The sequence below is a fragment of the Wenyingzhuangia marina genome (assembly GCF_900130035.1).
Taxonomy (GTDB): domain Bacteria; phylum Bacteroidota; class Bacteroidia; order Flavobacteriales; family Flavobacteriaceae; genus Wenyingzhuangia; species Wenyingzhuangia marina.
This window is the reverse complement of the sequence record NZ_FQXQ01000008.1, coordinates 1-23426: the sequence shown is the minus strand read 5'-3', so window position 1 is coordinate 23426 and position 23426 is coordinate 1. Positions and strand designations below refer to the sequence as shown.

At 31.2% G+C, this 23426-nt stretch carries 12 protein-coding genes and 1 pseudogene; 10 read left to right on the top strand and 3 right to left on the bottom strand.

Translation table 11 applies throughout. The features are described from left to right. Positions 1-16: 16 nt before the first annotated feature. The 9 genes from BUB70_RS13610 (at position 17) to BUB70_RS13570 (ending at position 20847) form a co-directional block, all read left to right on the top strand. A complete protein-coding gene (locus tag BUB70_RS13610; protein WP_073122549.1) occupies positions 17-3073 on the top strand; it encodes a beta-L-arabinofuranosidase domain-containing protein in 3057 nt (1018 codons plus the stop codon). A 66-nt stretch (positions 3074-3139) separates the two neighbouring features. Then, positions 3140-4846, top strand: a complete 1707-nt coding sequence (locus BUB70_RS13605) for a DUF885 family protein (RefSeq protein WP_084730298.1) — start codon at positions 3140-3142, stop codon at positions 4844-4846. Positions 4847-4859: 13 nt separating this feature from the next. Continuing rightward, positions 4860-7553 carry a DUF5695 domain-containing protein gene (locus tag BUB70_RS13600; protein WP_073122547.1) on the top strand — a complete coding sequence of 898 codons (2694 nt, stop codon included), beginning with the start codon at positions 4860-4862 and terminating at the stop codon, positions 7551-7553. A 27-nt stretch (positions 7554-7580) separates the two neighbouring features. Then, positions 7581-9725, top strand: coding sequence for a family 43 glycosylhydrolase (locus tag BUB70_RS13595; protein WP_229743009.1), 2145 nt, complete (start codon positions 7581-7583; stop codon positions 9723-9725). A gap of 289 nt (positions 9726-10014) precedes the next feature. Continuing rightward, positions 10015-12693, top strand: a complete 2679-nt coding sequence (locus BUB70_RS13590; RefSeq protein WP_073122545.1) for a DUF6055 domain-containing protein — start codon at positions 10015-10017, stop codon at positions 12691-12693. A gap of 361 nt (positions 12694-13054) precedes the next feature. Continuing rightward, positions 13055-16282, top strand: a complete 3228-nt coding sequence (locus BUB70_RS13585) for a T9SS type A sorting domain-containing protein (protein ID WP_073122543.1) — start codon at positions 13055-13057, stop codon at positions 16280-16282. Positions 16283-16537: 255 nt separating this feature from the next. Continuing rightward, on the top strand, positions 16538-17305 hold the full coding sequence (locus BUB70_RS13580; RefSeq protein WP_073122541.1) for a T9SS type A sorting domain-containing protein: 768 nt from the start codon (positions 16538-16540) through the stop codon (positions 17303-17305). Between the two features lie 214 nt (positions 17306-17519). Beyond that, positions 17520-18887: a rhamnogalacturonidase gene (locus BUB70_RS13575; RefSeq protein WP_229743010.1), complete on the top strand. Its 1368-nt coding sequence runs from the start codon at positions 17520-17522 to the stop codon at positions 18885-18887. A gap of 133 nt (positions 18888-19020) precedes the next feature. Then, positions 19021-20847, top strand: coding sequence for a BNR repeat-containing protein (locus BUB70_RS13570; protein WP_084730297.1), 1827 nt, complete (start codon positions 19021-19023; stop codon positions 20845-20847). A 70-nt stretch (positions 20848-20917) separates the two neighbouring features. Here the strand turns inward: BUB70_RS13570 and BUB70_RS13565 are convergent, their stop codons facing one another. The 3 genes from BUB70_RS13565 to BUB70_RS13555 are packed head-to-tail and all read right to left on the bottom strand — an operon-like array spanning position 20918 to position 23071. Beyond that, on the bottom strand, positions 20918-21511 hold the full coding sequence (locus BUB70_RS13565; protein WP_073122536.1) for a hypothetical protein: 594 nt from the start codon (positions 21509-21511) through the stop codon (positions 20918-20920). A gap of 20 nt (positions 21512-21531) precedes the next feature. Beyond that, a complete protein-coding gene (locus tag BUB70_RS13560) occupies positions 21532-21942 on the bottom strand; it encodes a c-type cytochrome (protein ID WP_073122534.1) in 411 nt (136 codons plus the stop codon). A gap of 4 nt (positions 21943-21946) precedes the next feature. Continuing rightward, positions 21947-23071: a PQQ-dependent sugar dehydrogenase gene (locus BUB70_RS13555; RefSeq protein ID WP_073122532.1), complete on the bottom strand. Its 1125-nt coding sequence runs from the start codon at positions 23069-23071 to the stop codon at positions 21947-21949. 224 nt (positions 23072-23295) lie between these two features. Here BUB70_RS13555 and BUB70_RS14075 point away from each other — a divergent pair. Then, positions 23296-23426 (top strand): annotated as a pseudogene (locus BUB70_RS14075) (transketolase); the annotation flags it as partial.

The following is a 23426-nucleotide window of genomic DNA, read 5'->3' as shown; positions in this document are numbered from 1 at the left end:
TAATAGAAAAATTTCAATGATACAGTTATACAGGTTTTTAAAAAATATAATGGTGATTGTGTGTGTATTAAATATTAGTACAGTTAAGGCACAAGGAGATCAAATATTAGATGGTATTGGTGAAACAGGTTTAATTGCAAGATATCTTTTTGATGGTGATGCAAAAGACTGGTCTAGGAATAATTTGCATGCGAATGTTAAAGGTGAAAAAGTTGCTTTTATAAATGATAAGTTTTTTGGAAAAGTAATTACTCTATCATCAGATAATAAGGGGTATATAACTATCCCGGGAAGTGCTGTTAGTAATGAAGAATCCATTAGTGTTACAGGTTGGATTAATATACAGTCTGCCAAAAGTAATCAGTGCTTTTTTGATTTTGGAAAAAATACAAAATCCCATCTTTCAGTGTTTCCAACAGGTACTAAAAATGAAGCAGGTTATTTTGCAGAAATAGTTTCTAAAACTGGAAATTATAAAACAGAAGCATCCGTTCTAGAAGTTAATAAATGGATGATGCTATCTGTTGTTATTGATGTTCCTTCTAAGTCTCTTCGTACTTATTTTAATGGGGTGCTTGTAAGTGAAACTAAAAATATAGAGGTAGAGTTAGATCAATTATTTAGTAGTAGTTCTAGTGAGCAAAACAAACTTTACATAGGAAAATCATTGTCATCAAATCAATCTTATCTTAATGCCAAATTGCATGATTTTAGAATCTATAGAATTCCACTAAAAGAATCTCAAATTAAAACAATTTATTATAAGGCTTTAAAGAAGGATGATCCAGTTGTTAATGAAAATGAAAAAAAAGATGATGATCTTGAAGTCTTTTCCAACACAACTCCTCAGCTTTATACTAAATTTTTAGTAGATGTTTCCGATGTTGAGGTGGAAACGACTGTTGGAGTTCTGCCAAAATTACCACGCTTTGTTAAAGCTGTTTATAAAAGTGGAGTTGAACTATCTAAAACACGCGTAATTTGGCCAGCACCTAAAGACAATGTTAAAGTACTTAAGACCGGAACTTATACAGTGATAGGAACCATTCCTGGATCAGATTTAAAATCAAAAGCAACAGTTGTTGTAAAAGAAGCTAAAAAAGTATTTTCTCCAAATAAAAATCTAGAGGTTTTTAATTTGGATCAGGTATCATTAAACACAGATAGTAATGGAGACAATACAAAGTTTATTGAGAACCGAGATAAGTTTATTACAACCTTAGCTCAAACAAATCCTGATAATTTTCTTTATATGTTTCGAAATGCTTATGGACAAAAACAACCAGAAGGAGCAGAACCATTAGGAGTGTGGGATAGCCAAGAAACAAAATTACGTGGTCATGCAACGGGGCATTATTTAACAGCTGTTGCCCAGGCTTATGCAAGTACTGGTTATGACACATCTTTACAGGCTAATTTTTTAAATAAAATGGAATATATGGTAAATGTGTTATATGAATTGTCACAATTATCAGGGAAACCAAAACAAGCAGGAAGTCCGTTTGTGTCTGACCCTACAGCGGTTCCTCCAGGAGTTGGTAAATTAGATTACGATTCAGATTTAAGTATAGAAGGGATTCGTACTGATTACTGGAATTGGGGTGAAGGGTTTATTAGTGCTTATCCACCGGATCAGTTTATCATGTTAGAAAAAGGTGCAATTTATGGAACTCAGAATACTAAAATTTGGGCACCATACTACACTTTGCATAAAATTCTTGCAGGCTTGCTAGATATTTATGAAGTAAATAGAAATCCTAAGGCATTAGAAATTGCTAAAGGTATGGGAGACTGGGTGCATATAAGATTAAGCCAGTTGCCAACTGAAACATTAATTAGCATGTGGAACAGGTATATTGCGGGAGAATTTGGAGGAATGAATGAGGTAATGGCTAGACTTTATAGAGTAACAAATGAATCTCGTTATTTAGAAGTAGCTAAATCATTTGACAATATTAAAATGTTTTATGGAGATGCTAATCATTCACATGGTTTGGCTAAAAATGTAGATACTTTTAGAGGATTACATGCCAATCAACATATTCCACAAATTGTAGGAGCATTAGAAATGTATCGTGATTCAAACATCCCTGATTATTTTTATATCTCTGATAATTTTTGGTATAAAACTACCAATGATTATATGTATACAATAGGTGGTGTGGCAGGTGCTAGAAATCCTAATAATGCAGAATGTTTTATTAAAGAACCTGCAACTATATATGAAAATGGTTTGTCAGCAGGTGGTCAAAATGAAACTTGTGCAACTTATAATATGTTAAAATTAACTAAAAACCTGTTTTTATATGATCAGCGTGGGGAGTTAATGGATTATTATGAGCGAGGTTTGTATAATGATATTCTTGCATCGGTAGCAAAAGACAGTCCTGCAAATACGTATCATATTCCATTAAGAGCGGGGTCTATAAAACATTTTGGGAACCCAGATATGAAAGGGTTTACCTGTTGTAATGGTACCGCATTAGAAAGCAGTACAAAACTTCAGAATACCATTTATTTTAAAAGTAGAGATCAGAAATCACTTTATGTAAATCTGTATGTGCCTTCAACGCTAAATTGGACTGAAAAAAATGTAATTATTGAACAAAAAACGGCTTTCCCAAAAGAAGACAATACACAGCTTATTATTAAAGGCAAAGGAAAGTTTAATATCATGTTACGTGTTCCACATTGGGCAACTAAAGGGTTTTATGTTTCAATAAACGGAAAAGAACAAAAAGTAGATGCAAAACCAGGGAGCTATTTAACATTAAATCGTAAATGGAAAAAAGGAGATATTATTGACGTTCATATGCCTTTTCAATTTCATTTAGAGTCAGTTATGGATCAGCAAAATATAGCGAGTTTGTTTTACGGTCCAATTTTGTTGGCTGCTCAGGAAACAGAATCACGAAAAGATTGGAGAAAAGTAACTTTAGACGTTAATGACATTAGTAAAAACATTAAAGGAGATCCTAGTCAATTAAAGTTTACGATTGATGGGGTTGAGTTTAAACCCTTTTATGAAACCTATGGTCGTTATTCTGTTTATTTGAATGTTATCTTAAAATAATTGATGAATTAATCTATAAGCTAAATCAATCCAAAGGATTAGAATAGCAAAATAAATACAATGAAAATGGAATATAAAGCAATCAAAACATGTAATTTTTTAATTCTTTTCTTTTTAACCACAATGGTCACAGCACAAAGTAGTTTAATTGATGTAGTAAGTTCATTTTCTGCTGATAAAAAAGCCTTAAATAGTTTTTACCATAATTCAGAATCAGAGGAATATTATCAACGTTTTACTAAGTTATATAATAATTGGGGAGAAAGAATTGCTGCCATAGATTTTGAGAAACTTACACAACAAGAAAAGGTAGATTATTTACTTTTAAAAAATCTTATTGAGAAAGAAAGTTATTTCTTAAATATTGATTATAAATCGTTTAAAAAGGTTGCTTTTGTTGCAGACTTTGCTGAAGAAATAATTCCATTCTTAAAAGAAAGAAAACGCGGAAAAAAGCCAGATGCTAAGGCTTTATCAAAGATATTAGATACAGTAGCTAAAAGTGTAGATGCTAAGATGGAATCTTTAGATAAAAATTTATTTAAAGATTGGTTAATGGCAGAAAAAGCATCTCACATTATATTGGCTTTAAAAAAAGAATTAAAAGAAGCATATTCTTTTTATTATGGTTATGATCCTGAATTTACTTGGTGGGTAGAAAAACCTTACGAGGCTTTATCAAACAAATTATTAGCATACGCAGATTTGTTAAAAGACAATTACTCTAAAACAGTTCTTAAAGACGATGGGAGTGGTATTGTAGGAAAACCAATTGGGAAAAAAGCATTGGTTGAAAGTTTAAATTTTGAGTTTATTCCTTATGCTCCAGAAGAATTAATTAAAACAGCCGAAAAGCAGTTTGATTGGTGTAAAAAAGAAATGATAAAAGCTTCACAAGAACTAGGTTTTGGTAATGATTGGAAAGCAGCTTTAGAATTTGTAAAAAACACTTATGTACCAGCAGGAGAACAGCCTGAAGCTATTTTAGATCTTTACAATCAATCTGTAGATTTTATTGAAGAGCGTGATTTAATTACTTTTCCAGATTTGGCAAAAGAAACATGGAGAATGATTATGATGACTGCAAAACGTCAAAAGGTAAATCCATTCTTTACAGGAGGTTGGGAAATTAGTATTTCTTATCCTACTCAAGAAATGGACGAAGATGATAAATTGATGAGTATGCGTGGAAACAATCCTAATTTTTCTAGAGCAACAGTACAGCATGAATTATTACCAGGACACAATCTTCAGTTTTTCATGAATGATCGTTATAAAAAATATAGAAAGGCTTTTGATACTCCTTTTTGGATGGAAGGTTGGGCACTTTATTGGGAAATTAATTTATGGAATAAAGAATTTCCACAAACTCCTGAACAAAAATTAGGAATGCTTTTTTGGAGAATTCACAGATGTGCAAGAATTATATTTTCATTAAAATATCACTTAGGAGAAATGACTCCGCAACAATGTATTGACATGTTGGTAAATGAAGTGGGACATGAATATGCAAACGCTGAGGCCGAAGTAAGACGTTCTTTTGCTACAAGCTACACCCCACCATTATACCAAATGGCTTATATGACAGGAGGTTTACAGTTTTATGCTTTAAAAAATGAAATGTTAGCAAAAGGATGGACTGAAAAAGAATTTCACGATCGTGTGTTACAAGAAAACATGATGCCTATTGAGCTGTTAAGGGCTTTGCTTTTAGATTTACCATTAAATAAGGATTATAAAACTGAATGGAAGTTTTCCACAGATTTTAAATAAAAAAGAATAGAAAATGAAAATCAATATAAAATATAGTGTTAGTGCTCTTTTGTTTTTATGCTCAACACTTACAATCAATGCACAAGGTTATTGGGATAATATCAAGCAAAAAAAAGCTACTCTAGGAATAACAGAGTCTGATTCTATTTTAAGTTTTGAAACACCCGATTTTCAATTAAAATTAGTGAAAGCTTCTCAAACAGTAGCAGAACTAAGACCTAATCAGGACTTAAATTTTGATTTTACTCCAAGTGATCGATTAAAAATTAGAGATAAAGATGGATTATATCATTTAGGAGATATTAATTTAAGAATAAAAAGTGTAGATGGAGATTGGAAAAGTTATTCAACTGCTAAAAAAAGAGTTAAAGTAACACCAATAAAAGTTTCTGGAAATATATTGTCAGGGGCGGATTTAGCCAATACTTTACCAAAAGACATTCCTGTTACCATTAAACGTTTTTATGAAGTAATTGAGAATCAGTTAGTACTAAGGTTTGAGATTTCTAATAAATCAGCATCAAATATTGAAATTGGGGCTTTAGGAATTCCAATGATATTTAATAATATTTTAGAAGGAAAATCATTAACAGAAACCCATGCTCAGAATGTGTTTTTTGATCCTTATATAGGTTTAGGAGCAGGTTATTTAGAGGTTAAAAAATTAAGTGGTAAAGGACCTGTTTTATTGGTGATGCCAAAAGAAAATATGGATTTTGAAGCTTACCGTCCTTTGTTAGATGATCCAACAAGAAGAAGTATTGTTTTTGAAGGGTTTCATGAGTGGATGGCTTACAGTAAAGCCTATGCTGAAAAGGAATGGAAAGGAGTTGAACAATGGAACAAACCAACTTCATTAATGCTGAAATCTAATGAGACCAAAGAATTTTCGCTAAAATTTGTGCTTTCCAAAGGTGTTAAAAATATTCAAGAAACTATTGTAGAAAATGGGCAACCTTCGGCAATAAGTATTCCGGGTTATGTACTTCCAAAAGGTGTTGATTCTCATTTGTTTTTAAATTATAAAAGTGATGTTGCTTCTTTTGAAATAGAACCTAAAAAAGCCATTAAAATAAAGAAAAATGGATTAACAGAAAAAGGTGTAAAAAAGTATACTGTTTGTGGTAATAAATGGGGAAGAGCTAGGTTAACTATTAATTATAAAGATGGTGTAAAGCAAACTATTAATTACAAAATAATAAAATCAGAATCAGAAGTGATTAAGGATTTTGGCCATTTTTTAACAACAGAACAATGGTTTAACGAACCTGACCCAATATTTAAAAGAAATCCATCAGTTATTAGTTATGATTATGAAACCAAAAAGCAATTAACTCAAGATAGTCGTGCTTGGGTTGCTGGATTGAGTGATGAAGGTGGAGCAGGAGGTTGGCTGGCTGCTATTATGAAACAACTTGTTCAACCAGATAAAGAAGAGATTAAAAAATTAGAGCAATTTGTAGATCATACTCTTTGGGGTAATATCCAGTATAGCGAAGGAAAACATAAATATGGAGTTAAAAAGAGTGTGTTTTATTATGAACCAGATTCGCTTCCTAAAGGAACGTATAGAGATGATGTGAATTATAAAACTTGGGCTGCTTGGGATCATAAACATGCAAACGATCCAGGTCGTTCATACAATTATCCTCATGTAGCAGCGGCTTATTGGGTAATGTATCGTTTGGCAAGATATCACAAAGGTTTGGTAGATAACAGAACATGGGATTGGTATTTAAAACAAGCATATCACACCTCTGTTGCTATGCTAGAGCAAGCACCTTATTATTCTCAATTTGGTCAAATGGAAGGTTCTGTGTTTTTATATCTTTTAAAAGATTTAAAAACTGAGAATTATACTGAAATGGCTCTAGATTTAGAAGCTAGAATGAAAAAAAGAGCCAATCATTGGAAAGAATTAGATTATCCTTTTGGAAGTGAAATGCCATGGGATTCTACAGGTCAAGAAGAAGTCTATATGTGGTCAGACTACTTTGGATATAATAAAAAAGCAAATGTTACTCTTGATGCTATATTAGCCTACATGCCAACCATACCACATTGGGCTTATAATGGAAATGCTCGTAGATATTGGGATTTTTTATATGGAGGAAAATTATCTAGAGTTGAAAGACAAATTCACCATTATGGATCTTCTTTAAATGCTATTCCCGTTTTACATCAATACAGAAAGACCAATGATTTGTATTTACTAAAAGTAGGGTATGGAGGTCTTTTAGGAGGAATTTCTAATATTACGCAAGATGGTTTTGGTTCTGCAGCATTTCATTCCTATCCTACAGAGTTAAGAATAGATTATTTGTCTGGAGATTATGGTTCTGGGTTTTACGGATATGCAGTTAATTCAGCTACTTATATTACAAAAGATGAGAATTTAGGTTGGTTGGCCTTTGGAGGAAACTTAAGTGTGAAAAAAGAGGTTATTGAAGTTGAGGTGACAACAGCAGCAAAATCGAAAGTTTATATTGCTCCAAAAAACTTATGGTTGACTTTAGATTCGGGAACCTTTAAAAAAATTATTTACAATTTAAAAACACAGGAGGTAAAGATTATTTTGAATAAAAAGGATGAATTTACTCCGGATGCTTATTTAAGAGTTAACAAGGAGGTGAAGTTGCCTTATACTAAGATCAGAGGTGCTTTTAAAATACCTTTAAGCAAAAAAGAAACAATCATAAAAATTTAAACTTTAGGTGAATGCCTACCCAATAAAATGATTTTAAAGAAAAGCAAACTTATACTAGTCGTATTCATCTTATTTACAATCAATACTTTTTCTCAAAAAAATATTGATACAAATACATCTAGGGTAAATAACCCCATTTTACCAGGATGGTTTGCAGATCCTACCATAAAAAAGTTTGATGATATTTATTACATCTATGCCACAACTGATAACGAAATGTTGGCCTCAGGTGCACCTACCGTGTGGTATAGTAAAGATTTTCAGAATTGGTATAATTATACTATGGATATTCCATCTTTTAGCTCAAGAGATATTACTAATTTTTGGGCACCAGATATTATTCTTGGAGAGAATGGTAAATACTACCTATATTTTGGTAATTGTGAGTTAGGTTGTAATATATACGGATATGTATCAGATACTCCAGTTGGACCATGGAAAAAATTAAATGATGATGACAAAGCTGTAATACCAAGTGCTTATCCAAGAGATGGTTTTCCGTCATTAGATGCTCAATTTTTTAGAGATACTGATGGTAAAGTATATGGCTACTGGGGAACTTGGGTTCACTATAATGGTGGATATGCTGTTGGGGAGTTAAATCAAAATACGATGAAAAGTATGATGAATGCTACGAATATACCCTTATCTCAAACTCCAGTTCCTTTTGAAGCTCCTTACATGATGAAAAAGGGAGATAAATATATACTGATGTATTCTGGAGCTTCTTGTCATAATGAAACTTATAATGTTCGTTATTCTTATGCTAATTCACCTTACGGGCCTTTTACACCAGGTAAAAATAATCCTATTTTAAGTACTAACGAAGATCAGACTACCCATGGTCCTGGTCATCATTCCGTGTTAAAAGAAAATAATGATTATTACATTGTTTACCATAAGCATGATTACCCAATGACACGTGGAGGATTAGCGAGACAAGTGTGTGTAGATAAAATGATTTTTGAAAATGACTCTACCATAGTAAAAGTAATACCAACCAATAAAGGTATCCAAAATTTTATAAAATCAGAGGTTCCTGATGAAATTGCATTTAATGCAAAAACAACAGCTTCTTCTTTTTATCACTTACAATCAACACAACATGATTATGAGTACAAGCCATCATATGCTACGGATAATAATAATGCAACTATGTGGAAGGCCAGTAATAATAATTTTCCTCAAGATTTAGTGGTTGATTTGGGAAGCGTAGAAAAAATAGAACGGGTGATGACTCAGTTTGAGTTTGCCAGTTACTATTATCAATATGTTTTAGAATATTCAAAAGATGGTAAAAAATGGCAAATATATGCTGATAAATCTAAAAATAGGACTCCTGGAAGCCCGATGATTGATGACAAAAGTATTTCGGCACGTTACTTAAAACTAACTGTTTTAGGAACCGAAAAAACAGGTTTATTTGCTGCCGTTTGGAATCTTAAAGTATATAGTTCGCTATTTGAAGTTCCTTTAAATCTAAAAAGTAAAGCTTCAATTAAAGAGCCTGGAGTTGTTAGTTCTAATGAGTTATTAATCAATTTAGATGCTTGTGTAATTTCTAAAAAAAGTGATTTTTCAAGCTTAAAAAATAAAGGGAGTATTGGTGGTAATTTTATAAAAGAAGGGGATGTTGTTTTTGATGAAATAGACGGAGTAAAGGTTTTTAATTTTAAAAAAGGAGCTTTGGTATTAGATCAACCTGTTCCTAAAAGTTTGGCATGGAATGGATCTTTTACAATTGCTACTTGGGTTAAAAATCCTGAAATAAAAAATGATAGTGAATGTTTAATTTCTTGGTGTGATAGACATGAATTTAATTTGGCAAATTCTTATAATGCTTTGCACTACAATAGTGGGAACTATGGGGCAGTAGCTCATTTGGATGGTCATTTTGATATGAAATACAATAAGCTTCCTCAACAAAATAAATGGCATCATATTGTTTTAACTTTTGATGGTATGGTTGAAAAAATATATGTTGATGGTGTTTTAGATAATTCCCAAAACATGTTATTATCATCAGCTATTGATAAGGCGAAAATTAGAATTGGTGCCTCAGATATTGGAGAGTATTTTTCTGGTTTTATGGCATCAATTCGTATGTATGATTTTGCTTTAGACGAAGTATCTATTAGAGAGCTTATGATGTCTACTAATTTCATCGATTAATTCAGAAGATGAAATAGAAAATCAAATTTGTTAATATGATGTGGTTTTATTGATGAAAGGTAAATACAGTTACTTTTCCAGAATAGATTACTTAATAATAAAGACAAGTAATACTATTTAGCAACAAGAAGGTGTGTAATTTAAAGGTCGTTTAAGAACTGTTTTAATTGATAATTGTGCTGATTATGGAAATCCATTAATCATTTTGGAAGAGATAGAGTTAAAATTAAATCACAAAGTAACCATTGCTATAAATAAAAAAATAAGGAATAATAAAATTTGAAAACTAATGAAACATAAAAAATTATTATTGACAATTCTAACTATAGCTTTTTTACCTATAAGTTCTATGTTAGCTCAGGAAACCAATATTGCATTAGAGGCGATAGCCACAACTTCTTATGTTTCATCATGGGAAACATTGACTGCTGTTAACGATGGATTTATACCTGCTAACTCTGACGATACAAGTAATGGAGCATATGGTAATTGGAACAACCCTAACTCAATACAGTGGGTGGCATATGAGTGGTTTGAATATCAAAATATTTCTTCAACCGAAGTTTATTGGTATGATGATAATGGAGGTGTTTTAACACCCACTACAGCGTATGTTGAGTATTGGAGTCGTGAGACAAATGAATGGATAAATGTAGGAGATATCCCTTTGGTAAAAGATGCATGGAATCAACTTAATATTGAGAATGATATTGTAACAAATAAACTTAGAGTTTCTATGCTAAACTCAAGTCAATCAACGGGTATTTTGGAATGGAAAGCAATGGGTACCTCTACAGGGGAAAAAGTACCACAAGGTTCTAAAGAAGTGTATATTCCGAATGAATGGGATACGAATTCTAATATTGATTATGATCTAGAGAATAGATATGCACAGTCTGATAATTTCTTATTAGTTTGGGGGCCTAAAGCGGGTACAAATCCTATGAATGCTAGTAATCCAGATCATAGGTTCAATCCTCAAACGATTCTTGATAATATGGAAAATTTGTATGATTTCTATATTAACGATTTAAAAGTATTGGAAGAGAAAGGAAATTTAGCTAAGTATAAATTGATTATTGTGATTAATAATACTTGGGCTGATGGTGTTTATACAGGTTGGGCATTTGGTGGTACTTATGATAATACTATTGGAGCTTTTTGGGTAGATGCGAAAGCGTTTAAAGATAATTTGTGGGTAGCTTCTCATGAAATTACACATGCTTTTCAAGGTATGGTGCCTATTATATATCCAGGTCATGGTTATACAGGAGTGTCTTCTTCAGGTTTTTTCTGGGAAACCCATGCAAATTTCATGGCCAATCAAAAATACCCTCAAGAAGGAGTTTCATGGTCCGATTATCCTAGAGCTTTAAATTTTACAAATTACTATTTTGGATCTCCTCGTAAACATTATGCAGATTGGTATTTGTTACAATACCTTAAAGATAATTATGGAGGTATAGAATTTATTAATAGAATATGGAAAGAATCAAACCCTGCAGCACAAGAACATCCTATTCAAACTATTCAACGCTTATTGGAGTTGTCTGATGATGAAATGGGAGATTTGATGGCTGATTACGGAAGAAGACGTATTAACGCTGACTTTTCAAATAAAAGTGCAATTAAAGCAGCTGAGGCAAATCTTAACAAAGATAAACTATGGGTTTGGAGACAGACACAAATACTTGATTCCATTGGAACCAACCATTATGCTATCCCAGATAATTTAGCTCCACAACAATACGCTTTCAATACTGTTAGGTTATATCCAAAAGTACAATTAGGGTGTGATGATAATTATGTTCATTTAAAATTAAAAGGTCACATAGTCAATGAAAATACTGGAAGATGGAAATATAGTTTTGTAAGTGTTGACGCCTCTGGAAATTCAACTTTCAGTGATATTTATGATGAGGAAGAAGTAAGTTATAAAGTTCCTACTGATTCTGATAAATTATACTTAGTAGTAACTGGAATTCCTGCAAAGTATTATGTCCATAATGAAAAGTTTGAAATAGGGTTTCCTAAATTGTATAGATATCCATGGGAGATTAAGATTGATGGTGCCGTTCCAGAGGGATATCAGGATGGGTTTAGAATACCTACTAATGTTAGTGGAGCAGCACATAGTAATGGAGGTGGTTTTGTTGCTAATACTGCAAGTGTATCTTCAACGGTATATGTTGGGCCAAAAGCTGTGGTGTTAGGTAATGCAAGAATTAGCGGAAATGCTAGAATAGAAGGTAAGGCCATGGTTACAGGAAATTCTGATATTAGTGGTAGTGCAATTATTAAGGATTTTTCTAGAGTAAATAATTCACAAGTAAGAAATAATGCTGTAGTAAAAGATTATGCTTATTTAATACAAGGTAATGTCATAACTGATAACGCTGAAATTAGTGGTAATGCAGCTATTATGAATAATAAGGTTAATGAAAATGCAAAAATATATGGCAATGCTTTTTCAGTAGGTAATGATAATGCTTATGGTACTATTGAAATAGGAGGAGATGCTGAAACAGGAGGTAGTTGTAACTCGGGTAAATATTTACAAGTTTCTGGTATAGATGGTAGGGCGTTTTGTGATGGACAGACTAATCATATTTTAAACACCGATATCAATAATGATTATACCTCTTATACAGATGAAGAAATGATGTTTTCTAAACAATATCAATGTGGTGAATTAAGTATTATTAATATCAATAATATTCCTACAGAAATTTTAATCTCACCAAACCCTTCAGATGGATCGTTTATAAAAATTAAAGTTAAAAACAATAATACCATAAAGAATTTTGATTTAACGATTACAGATTTATCAGGTCGAATTATTTTAAAAAAGAACAACTGTAAAGTTAATGCTCCAATGAATTTTAAAAATAATTTATCTAGAGGGATATATTTTGCAACTATAAAGTTTAATAAACATACATTGACACAAAAACTATTAATTAAATAGTAAACTTTATTAACTAAATAAAATCAAGAGGAGAAAAAATAGATTTTCTAAAGAAAAGCAAATACTGAATACGTTTATTTATTTGATGAAAAAGAAAGTAAATGCTTAAAAAATAATTATTATAATGTAACATAGCTGGAAAATATTCAGGTATTTATCAGGTTAGGATTTTTCGAAAAAAGAAATTACCAGAATAATTGCCTTATAATATAACTATTTTAAATGTTTACATATAAAATGAATCCAAAAAAAGGATAGTATTTTACCTGCATTGGTTAATTTAATATTAATCTTTTTACGCTTGTATATGTTAATTTTATGCTTAAAGGAATCATAAAAGCATAAAATAAAAAGGCAACTCATGTTTAAAACTAAATATATATATGTATCAGCACTGTTAATTTTATCGTGCATTTGTGCTGTTTTATGGTTAGAGCCAAATAGTAAACTTAGTATTGAAAAAGAACATCGAGAAACAGGAGGTAAAGAAGCTCGTGAGTTTTTTAAGCGAATGATTCAAAATCCTAATACTGGAAAAGTTCCTTTAGAAAGTTTAATAGAAACGAGTAATAAAATTCAGGCATCTGCACGTTTGGTTAAAAAAAGTAGAACTTTTAAAAAGGCAAACAATACTGTTTGGCAAGAAAGAGGAGGTTCTAATATTCAAGGTCGTTTAAAAAGTATTTTAATAGATAAACGAGATACATCGGGAAACACATTAATTGTTGGAAGTGATACAGGTGGACTATGGAAATCTACCAACGCAATGAGTGACAATCCAACATGGATAGTTATAGATGATTTTATGAGTTTTCTTCATACACAAAGTGTAGCTCAAAATCCGGCTAATTTAGATGAAATGTATTGTTCTACAGGTAATATTACATGGGTTAGTGGAGAAACTGCTGGGGTTGGTTTGTATAAATCTACAGATGGAGGTGATACATGGAATCACTTAACGGCTACTAATACCGGAAGTTTCAGACATGCTGGAAACGTTGTTATAAATGATTCAGGGGTTGTTTTCGTTGCAACTCACGAAGGTGGAATACAAAGATCTCTTAATGGAGGTGTTTCTTGGTCTAAGGTCCTAGGAAGTGGTGTTAATGGAGGAACTTCAAATCAAATGCTTGATTTAGACTTAGCATCAAACGGAACTTTATATGCTACTAGTAAAGACAAAAAAATATATAAATCAACAAACAATGGTAATAGTTGGGTAAATATTTCTATTACTGGATTAGAATCAAGTGATGGTTTAATAAGATTAGCTGTAGCACCTTCGGATTCTGAAAAAGTATTTGCTTTTGTGGAATGGACTAAAAATTTCCTTACTACAAATGGAGGGAATACTTGGACGAGAACTGGAGATATGAGTGTTAATACTTATGGTTCTAAAGATGGTTGTATTACTATGGAAGTTGATCCAAATAATTCTAGTAGGGTTTTTGCTGGAGGTATTAATTACAATGCTACCAATAATTCTGGAAGTAGTTGGTCTAGAATTACGGGGAATGAAGTACATGTTGATGCACATGCAATTACATTTTTAAATTCTGATGTTGCTTTTATAGGTAATGATGGAGGACTTTACAGAACTAATAATGCTTCTTCAAGTAAACCTACTTTTAAGTTTATAGCCAACGGTTTAAATACACTTCAATATTATAATATTGACATTCACCCTGAAGCTTTTAAAGATTATTTTTTAGGAGGAACTCAAGATAATGGTACTCAAAGATCTGTTGGTAAAGGCATCACAACAACTGATGGGGTTTTAGGAGGAGATGGTGGATTTGCTTTTATTGATACTGACCAGCCTAATATTCAAATAGCTTCATTTCAGGGTCAAGGAGGAGAATATACCACTGATGGTTGGAGTTCGTTTAGAAGGTATGTAGATTATGCTCCAGTAAATAAAACTTATTTTATTACTCCTAAAGACTATGATGATGTAAACAATAGGCTGTATTCTTGTATGAGTACTCAAAACTCATATTCTGTAACAACTGGAATCGGAATTACAGATCCTGTAACTGTTTCTACAAAAACAATCAGTCAAATGAATGGAGGTAGAACTACCTGTGCTATGGTGTCTCCTAATAATTCAAAAAATAACACAGATATTGTTTATTTTGGTTGTGATAACGGTGTGATTGTTAAAGTTGTCAATCCAAGTTCAGCCAACCCTACAGCAACAAGAATCATGAATGGAGCTAATGGATGGATGTCTAGTATAGCTATAGAACCTGGTAATGAAAATCATATAATTGCTACCTATAGTAGCTTTGGCGTAAACCACATTGTTGAAACAAAAAATGGAGGAGCAAGTTGGATCAATATTTCTAATAATTTTCCTGATATGCCTGTTTACAATGGTATTTTTGCTCCTAATGATAATAACAAATTTATTCTTGCAACACATTTAGGTGTATGGATTACAGAAAATATTAACGGTTCTTTTACAAGCTGGAAATCATTTAACGATGGTTTGGCGAATGTCATCGTTAGAATGGTAAAAGCAAGAGAGTCAGATGGTGTAGTCGTTGCTGGAACACATGGTAGAGGATTATTTACCACTAATTATTTTTTAAAATCAGATATACCTCCATCTACTCCTGGTACCGTGTTTGCTACTAATGCTACTAGTACAACACTTACTTTGACTTGGAATGCATCAATTGATGATGATACGGTGACAGGATATGATATTTATGATGGCACAACACTTATAACAACTGTAAACACAAACTCAGCAGAGTTAACGGGGTTATTACCAGATACAGTTTACTCATTATCAGTAGTAGCAAAAGATAATCATGGTAATACTTCTAGTCCAAGTACTTCTGTTTCAGTATCTACTGCTTTAAGTAATTCTAGTTCGTCTAATATTGCTTTAAAGGCTTCAAGTGTGAATACCTCTTTCGTGTCTAGTTGGGAGTCATTAGAAGCAGTAAATGATGGATTTATACCTGTTAGTTCAACTGATAGGGGTCATCCTATTTATGGTAATTGGGATTCTCCTAATACTATCCAATGGGTGTCATATGATTGGTCTCAAAATTATGAAATTACATCTGTAGAGTTATATTGGTTTACAGATAATGGAGGTCTATTAATTCCAACGGAGGCGTACGTTGAATATTACAATGGAACAACATGGGTAAAACTAGCCAATGTTCCTTTAAGAGCAAATCGATTTAATGTAGCAACTTTTGGTGGAGTAAATACCAGTAATATTAGAGTTGCTATGAAAAACACCAATCAATCTACAGGTATAATAGAATTTAAAGTTGTTGGAAAACCATCTACCTTAAGTGTTTCTAAAAAATCAATAAAAACAGTAACTATTTTTCCTAATCCTGTTAAAGATAAGATTACTGTAGACTTAGGTACTTTCGCAAGTTCTAAGAAACTAAGTTTAAGTGTTTATGACATGACAGGAAAATTGATTTGGTCTAGAGATGTTAAAGGAAATAACCAAATAACACTTTACACACAAGAAATGAAATTAAATAATGGAACATATCTTTTTAGAGTAAGTAATAAAGAGATGGCTGAAACTATGAAAATTATAGTTTATAAATAAACTATAATTAAGCATAAATAATTTAACAAATGGGGAGTTTTTAAAACTCCCCATTTTCTTTTTAGTAAACAAAAAAATAGCCTAATATCTCATTTTCACTCACCTTATTTTTTTTATTGCAAACAGGATAATATTTGCATATAATGAGCTAATATAAAGCAAATGAACATTTTATGAAGTGTTTATATTTATGATAGAAAACTTTAGTAAAGACTTAACTGAGGTTAAAATTTAATTAATTTAAAACACAAAATTATGAGAAAAAAATTACTACTTTCTTTTTCAATTTCAAAATGGACCCTTTTATTAACATTGTTTTTTAGCAATTTTTTAGCATTTTCGCAAACTAATTTAGCGCTGACAGCTAATGTTACTACTTCTTTTGTTTCCGAATGGGAAACTTTGGAGGCTGTTAAAGATGATGTCACACCTGTAGATTCTAATGATACTCCTAGATACGGGAATTGGAATTATGAACAAAATTACGGTGTGTACAACTGGGTGGAGTATTCATGGAATACAGATCAAGTGATAAAAAGTGCTAATGTTTACTGGGGAAATGATGGTGGAGGATTATTACCTCCAGATGACGCATATATTGAATATTTTGATGGTACAGAATGGGTGAAGGTTGGTGATATAGGTTTTTTATTAAACACATATAATGGGTTAAATATGGACGTAACTACATCTAAAATAAGAGTTCACATGAAGAGTACAACAGCTACATCAATTATTGAGTTCCAAGTATTTGATACAGAATTAAATTTGTCAACGAGTAATATCTCTGAGTTAGATTTCTTAGAGGTTTATACATCTGCTAGTGGTGTTGTTATTGATAATAATTCAAGTAAATCTTTAGAATCAGTTAAATTGTATAATGTTGTTGGATCTATGGTTTATCAAGCAACAAATATTAAAGCTGGTAATTATACAATTCATCAAAGCAATAGTGGGGTTTATATTGTAGAGATTGTAATTGATGGACTACGTTACTCAAAAAAAGTTATTATTACGGAATAATTTTAGGAAAAAAATTAAAAGGGTCTTACTTTAAAGTAAGACCCTTTTTTGTTACTATATTAAGTGTCTTATTATAAAATAGCTTTAAATTTTGTGACTACATTAACAGCTAAGATCTAATATATTTAAATAATCAATTTAAAACATTCTATAACTGTAAGTACAGGATAGTTAATCAATCTAATTTAATTATTATTGAAGTTCTTATAATGCTATGAACTTAATTTATACGATTGATATGTTATATAAAATAAAAAACCTATACCTTTTAATAACCACTGTATTATTAATTTCTTGTGCTGAAAAAAAACAAGAAACTGTTCAAAAAGATTTATTTCCTGATGGAACAGAAATATCAAAATGGTTTTTAGATTATTCAAAAATCAATCCATCAGATTTAGGAAAGTTTTATGACATTACAGATTATGGAGTAAAGAATGATAGTACTTTGTTACAAACAGAAGCTATTCAAAGAACCATTGATGAAGCTTATAAAAATGGAGGTGGTGTTGTTGTTATTCCTCAGGGGACTTATTTAAGTGGAGCCCTGTTTTTTAAACCAAATACACATTTGCACGTAGCTAAAGGGGGAAAATTAAAAGGATCTAATAATATTGATGATTATCCTTTTTTACCCTCTAGAATTGAAGGGCAAAGTATTGAATACTTTTCGGCATTAATTAATGTAAAAGCGGTTGATGGTTTTACCATTACAGGTAATGGAATTATTGACGGAAACGGATTAGAATATTGGAAAGCTTTTTGGCAAAGACGCAAAGAAAATCCTAAATGTACCAACTTAGAAGTATCAAGACCTAGATTGGTTTTTATATGGAAATCTAACAATATTCAATTGCAAGACGTAACTTTACAAAATTCAGGATTTTGGTCAAGTCACTATTATCAATGTAATAACGTAAAGATTCTAGATTTAAGAATTACATCACCACACAAACCAGTAAAAGCACCAAGTACAGATGCTATAGATATTGATGTTTGTAACAATGTATTGGTAAAAGGATGTTACATGGCAGTAAATGATGATGCCATTGCGCTAAAGGGAGGTAAAGGTCCTTGGGCTGATAAAGATGCAAGTAATGGTGAAAACACCAATATTATTATAGAAGATTGTGAGTTTGGTTTTTGTCATGCTGCTTTAACCAATGGAAGCGAAGCCATTCATAATAAAAACATTTTAATGCGTAATTGTAAAGTAGTAGATGCAAAACGTTTGTTATGGTTAAAAATGAGACCAGATACTGCGCAACATTACGAATATATTACTGTGGAAAATATTACAGGGCAAGCACATAGTTTCATTTACATCAAGCCTTGGACTCAATTTTTTGATTTAAAAGGACGTAAAGATGTTCCGTTGTCTTATTCGGATCATATTACCATGAGAAATATCGATTTAGAATGTGATATTTTTTATGACATGAAAATTACAGAGTATGATAAGTTATCAGACTTTACTTTTGAAAATATTAAAGTAAAAGCTGAAAATGGAGATTATGACAAATCTATTATTAATGGAGTTACTTTTAATAATGTAGAAGTAAATGGAAAAATAATAGATTAAAAAAACATTCATTCAATTGAAAAGCCAGAAAAATTTAATTTTTCTGGCTTTTTTGGTTTGTTTAAAATGTATGATTAAGATAACCATGTATATTTATGGTACGTTTTAAAAAATAAAATAAATGATAGGTTTAATGAAATCAAAAAAAATAATTCTAAAAAGCATTTTATCTTTAGCATTAACTTTAGTAAGTACTTTTACTAGTTTTGCTCAAACCCAACCCAATACAATTACCGAAGAAGGTGCTTGGTGTTGGTTTGCAGACCCTAGAGCTGTTTCTTATAAAAATAATAGTGGAACAATTGATGCCACTTATATTGGTTATATTGATGTGCATGGAAATATAAAAGCTACACAAATCAATCATTTAAACAATACCACAAATGAAGTGCTGGTACGATCTTATTTTCAACCAGATGATCATAACAATCCAACTTTTTTAGTCTTACCCGATGAACGAGTTATGATCTTTTATTCTCGTCATACAGACGAGGCTTGTTTTTATTATCGAGTCTCTAAAAAACCAGGAGATATTACCAGTTTAGGTAAAGAAGTTAGGTTAGAAACCAAGAACAACACCACTTATCCCTCTCCATTTATTTTATCTGATGATCCAGAACATATTTATTTGTGTTGGAGGGGAATTAATTGGCACCCTACCATTGCTCGTTTAACCATTCCTGATGAAAAAGATAATGTAAAGTTTGACTGGGGGCCTTATCAAATGGTAAAGTCTTTAAGTGGAAGAGGAGGTGTGCGTCCTTATGCTAAATATGTAAGTAATGGTAAAGATAAAATTTACATGGCTTATACCGCTACGCATCCTGATAACAATAGTACAAATTATATCTACTTTAATTATTTTGATGTAAACTCTAAAAGTTTAAAAAACATAAACGGAAAAATGTTATCAAAAGTTTCAGATAATACCTTTGATGTTGATATGTCTCAAGAATACAAAAATAATTACCCATTAACTATAGTAGATGATAGTAATAAAAGAAACTGGTTATGGGAAGTAGATATAGATCAAAAAGGTTTTCCTGTAATTGCTACAGTAAGAATTAACGAAGATAAATCTTCACATAACTACTATCACACAAAGTGGAATGGAAAGGCATGGCAACAAGTTTTTTTAACAAATGCAGGAGGTCATTTTCATCAATCTCCAAACATAGAAAAATGTTACAGTGGTGGAATGGCAATAGATAAAGAAAATTCAAACATTATGTATGTTTCTAAGCCAGTAAAAGGAAAGTATGGAGAAGTATATGAGTTGGTTAAGTATCAAGTATCTGATACCGGAGAAGTTATGCTTGAAGAACAATTAACTTTTGATTCAGAAAAAGGAAATAGTAGACCATTTATGATTAAAAACAATACTAGTAAATTATCTTTATTATGGATGTATGGAGATTATTACGATTGGATTGTGAGTAAAACTAGACCTGAAGGATATGCTACGGGAATTAGAACTTTTATCGAAATTCCATACAAACAATCAAAAACCAAAAAGAAGCTTGTTAAGAAAAATAAAACTTTAAAAGCTTTTACCATTACTATGGAACTTCAAATGGACGATGAAAATTATGATGGAGAAATTTTAAACTCTAAATATTTTTCATATGGAATTGCAAAAAATCCATCCATGAAACCTTACTTAAAAATAAATGGTAAAAAATACATTAGCACCAATATTTTTGGAAGTTCGGATGTTTGGAAACAGAAAAATAGAAGTACTTCAGGAGATTGGTACACACCGTCTAAGTTTGATAAAGTACAGATAACCATCACATATAACAAAGGTCGATTAATCACTTATATTAACGGTCTCATAGATCAAGTAATAACTGTAAATAGTTTAACCTTAAAAGATTTAGTTTTTCAAAACTTTAAAGGGAAAGTTGTTGGTTGTAAAGTTTATAAAAAAGCATGGTCACAGCAAATGATAAAAAACTAATCTAATATTTAAAAAAAAGATACAGCCCAAATAACTAGTTATTTGGGCTGTATCTTTTTTTTGTGTTTGGTTAATTAATTAAAAGAACGTGCTGATAATTAGAAATATAAATTTCGTCTATTACTAATGCTTCAAGTTGTTTTTTAGAAGGGTATTTGTTGGTATCATAGTTTGCTATTTTTGCACTAAAGGAGATACCTGTTTCTGCTAACTTAAATTTATTGATATGAGCGCTAGCTTCTTTTTTGTTTTTAACTGATACCGATATTTTAGAACTGTTTTGTGTGTGTTTTAGCACATCTCCTAAAGTAGAGATCCCTAGTTTTATCTTGTTTTCTGTTAAGGTATTAAAAGGTTTTGTAAATTTTATTGCTCTAATGGTTTGATTGTTATCATTGCTAAGAATATAAAAGGAAATCCCAAATTTCTTGTAGTTTAGTTCATATAGTTTAGGTAATTGTTCATTTTCGTTTATCACAAAGTCTTCAGATTTCTCATAATCGTTTCCAAAAGCCTTAATAATTTCAGGCAAGGTGGTTTTGTCTATCGGATAGTTTTTTAATCCTACTTTAGGAATGATAGTACTGTTCTTTTTTAGGTCGATTTTTTGTGCATTTATTGTGTAAGAAACAGTAATAAAAAGGAATAGTAAAATTTTTTTCATAACATAATTATTTTATTTAATTATTCTTCTTTTTTAATTTTAGCAACTTCTGCTTCAGTTACTATTTTTTCATTTTTATTACCCCAGTTATTGGTAATATAATTCATTACATCCGCAACTTCATCATCACTCAATCCCATCGGACTCATGTTGCTATTGTATTTTATACCGTTAACAGTAATCAAGCCGCTTAATCCATATTTAATAGCCCTGATGCTTTTCTCTCTGTTCTTTTTTAAAAAATCAGATTTAGATAATGGAGGGTATACTTTCGGGACTCCTTCTCCATTTGGTTGATGACAGGTTACACAAAAGTCAGAATATATTTCAGCACCTCTTTTAATACTTTCTTTTAAAGCTTCTGTTTGCTGTGCATTTACTATACCAGCAAAACCAATCGTAATACATAAGGTTGATAATAGTTTTTTCATGTTTTTATTTTTTAGCTATAATTTTTAAAATTCCCATACCTTCTACAGCAAGATATAAAAATCCGTCAGGGCCTTGTTTTACATTTCTAACACGACCTATTCCTTCAAATAGTTTTTCTCTTTTTGTTACTTGATTATTTTCCAAAACCAAACGCTCTAGATATTGAAATTTTAAAGATCCAACCATTAAGTTGTTTTTCCAATTAGGATATTGATCTGAATTAACAAATGCCATTCCACTTGGAGCAATAGAGGGTACCCAATAAAAAAGAGGCTGTTCCATTCCTTCTTTTTCAGTGATATCTGTAAATGAAGTACCACTATAATTAATTCCATAAGAAATAATTGGCCAACCGTAATTTTTACCTTTTTGAATGATATTTATTTCATCACCCCCTCGTGGACCATGTTCATGTTCCCAAATAGCTCCTGTGTTAGGATTTTTAATCAAGCCTTGTGGGTTTCTATGTCCGTAACTATAAATTGCTTTTTTTGCATTTTCAGAATTTACAAAAGGATTATCTTGAGGAATACTTCCATCATCGTTTAATCTATATATTTTTCCACAATCTCTTGTGATGTCTTGTGGGTTGATGTCTCTCTCACCACGTTCTCCAATAGAAAAATAGATATGATTATCATCGTCAAAAACAATACGAGAACCAAAATGTTGTCCTTTTTTAGAGTTTGGATTTGCCTTGTACAAGACTTCCTGATTTACCAAAGCATTGCCTTTTAATTGAGCTCTCATGATGGCTGTATTCCCACCAGTTTCTTCTCCTTCAGTAGATGCGTAAGAAATATAAATCCATCCATTTTCAGTGTAATTAGGATGTAGTTTAATATCCATTAAGCCACCTTGTCCTCTTACATATACTTCTGGAACCCCAACAATATCTGTTTTGATGCCATTTTTAAAATGGATTAACTTTCCAGTTTTTTCGGTGATTAACATACTACCATCAGGTAAAAAATCCATTCCCCAAGGAATGTTAATATCAGCAACAACTAATTCTGTAACGTAGTTTAAATCTTCAGGAGTAAGAGCCTCTACACTTGATTCTTTTTGTTGTGCACAAGAAATACAGGTAATGAATAAAAATATAATTATTGAGTAAATAGGTTTCATATAGAGAAGTTTAGAAATGTAAATATAGTTGCAAATTAATTAAAAAAAAGAGGATAATTATTTTTTAGGAAATATTAAAGTTTTTAATATTTAGTTACGGAAACTAAATATTAAATATATAACAAGCTGAATAAAAAGTAAATATTTAATGTTTATGAATAAAAATATTTCATTATGTTTGTAAGTGTGTAAAAAACACTTGTAAAATACTAAACTAAAAAAACATGAGTAAAACGATTGATCAATTATCGTCAGATAACATAAGAGCATTAGCGATTTCTATGGTAGAGAAGGCAAATTCTGGACATCCAGGAGGCCCTATGGGAGGAGCAGATTTCATGCATATTTTGTATTC

Coding starts and splice junctions, on each gene's coding strand:
- BUB70_RS13560 (WP_073122534.1), bottom strand. CDS start 21,942: ATGAAAAAACTATTATCAACCTTATGTATTACGATTGGTTTTGCTGGT.
- BUB70_RS13610 (WP_073122549.1), top strand. CDS start 17: ATGATACAGTTATACAGGTTTTTAAAAAATATAATGGTGATTGTGTGT.
- BUB70_RS13590 (WP_073122545.1), top strand. CDS start 10,015: ATGAAACATAAAAAATTATTATTGACAATTCTAACTATAGCTTTTTTA.
- BUB70_RS13585 (WP_073122543.1), top strand. CDS start 13,055: ATGTTTAAAACTAAATATATATATGTATCAGCACTGTTAATTTTATCG.
- BUB70_RS13555 (WP_073122532.1), bottom strand. CDS start 23,071: ATGAAACCTATTTACTCAATAATTATATTTTTATTCATTACCTGTATT.
- BUB70_RS13575 (WP_229743010.1), top strand. CDS start 17,520: ATGAACTTAATTTATACGATTGATATGTTATATAAAATAAAAAACCTA.
- BUB70_RS13600 (WP_073122547.1), top strand. CDS start 4,860: ATGAAAATCAATATAAAATATAGTGTTAGTGCTCTTTTGTTTTTATGC.
- BUB70_RS13580 (WP_073122541.1), top strand. CDS start 16,538: ATGAGAAAAAAATTACTACTTTCTTTTTCAATTTCAAAATGGACCCTT.
- BUB70_RS13570 (WP_084730297.1), top strand. CDS start 19,021: ATGAAATCAAAAAAAATAATTCTAAAAAGCATTTTATCTTTAGCATTA.
- BUB70_RS13605 (WP_084730298.1), top strand. CDS start 3,140: ATGGAATATAAAGCAATCAAAACATGTAATTTTTTAATTCTTTTCTTT.
- BUB70_RS13595 (WP_229743009.1), top strand. CDS start 7,581: ATGATTTTAAAGAAAAGCAAACTTATACTAGTCGTATTCATCTTATTT.
- BUB70_RS13565 (WP_073122536.1), bottom strand. CDS start 21,511: ATGAAAAAAATTTTACTATTCCTTTTTATTACTGTTTCTTACACAATA.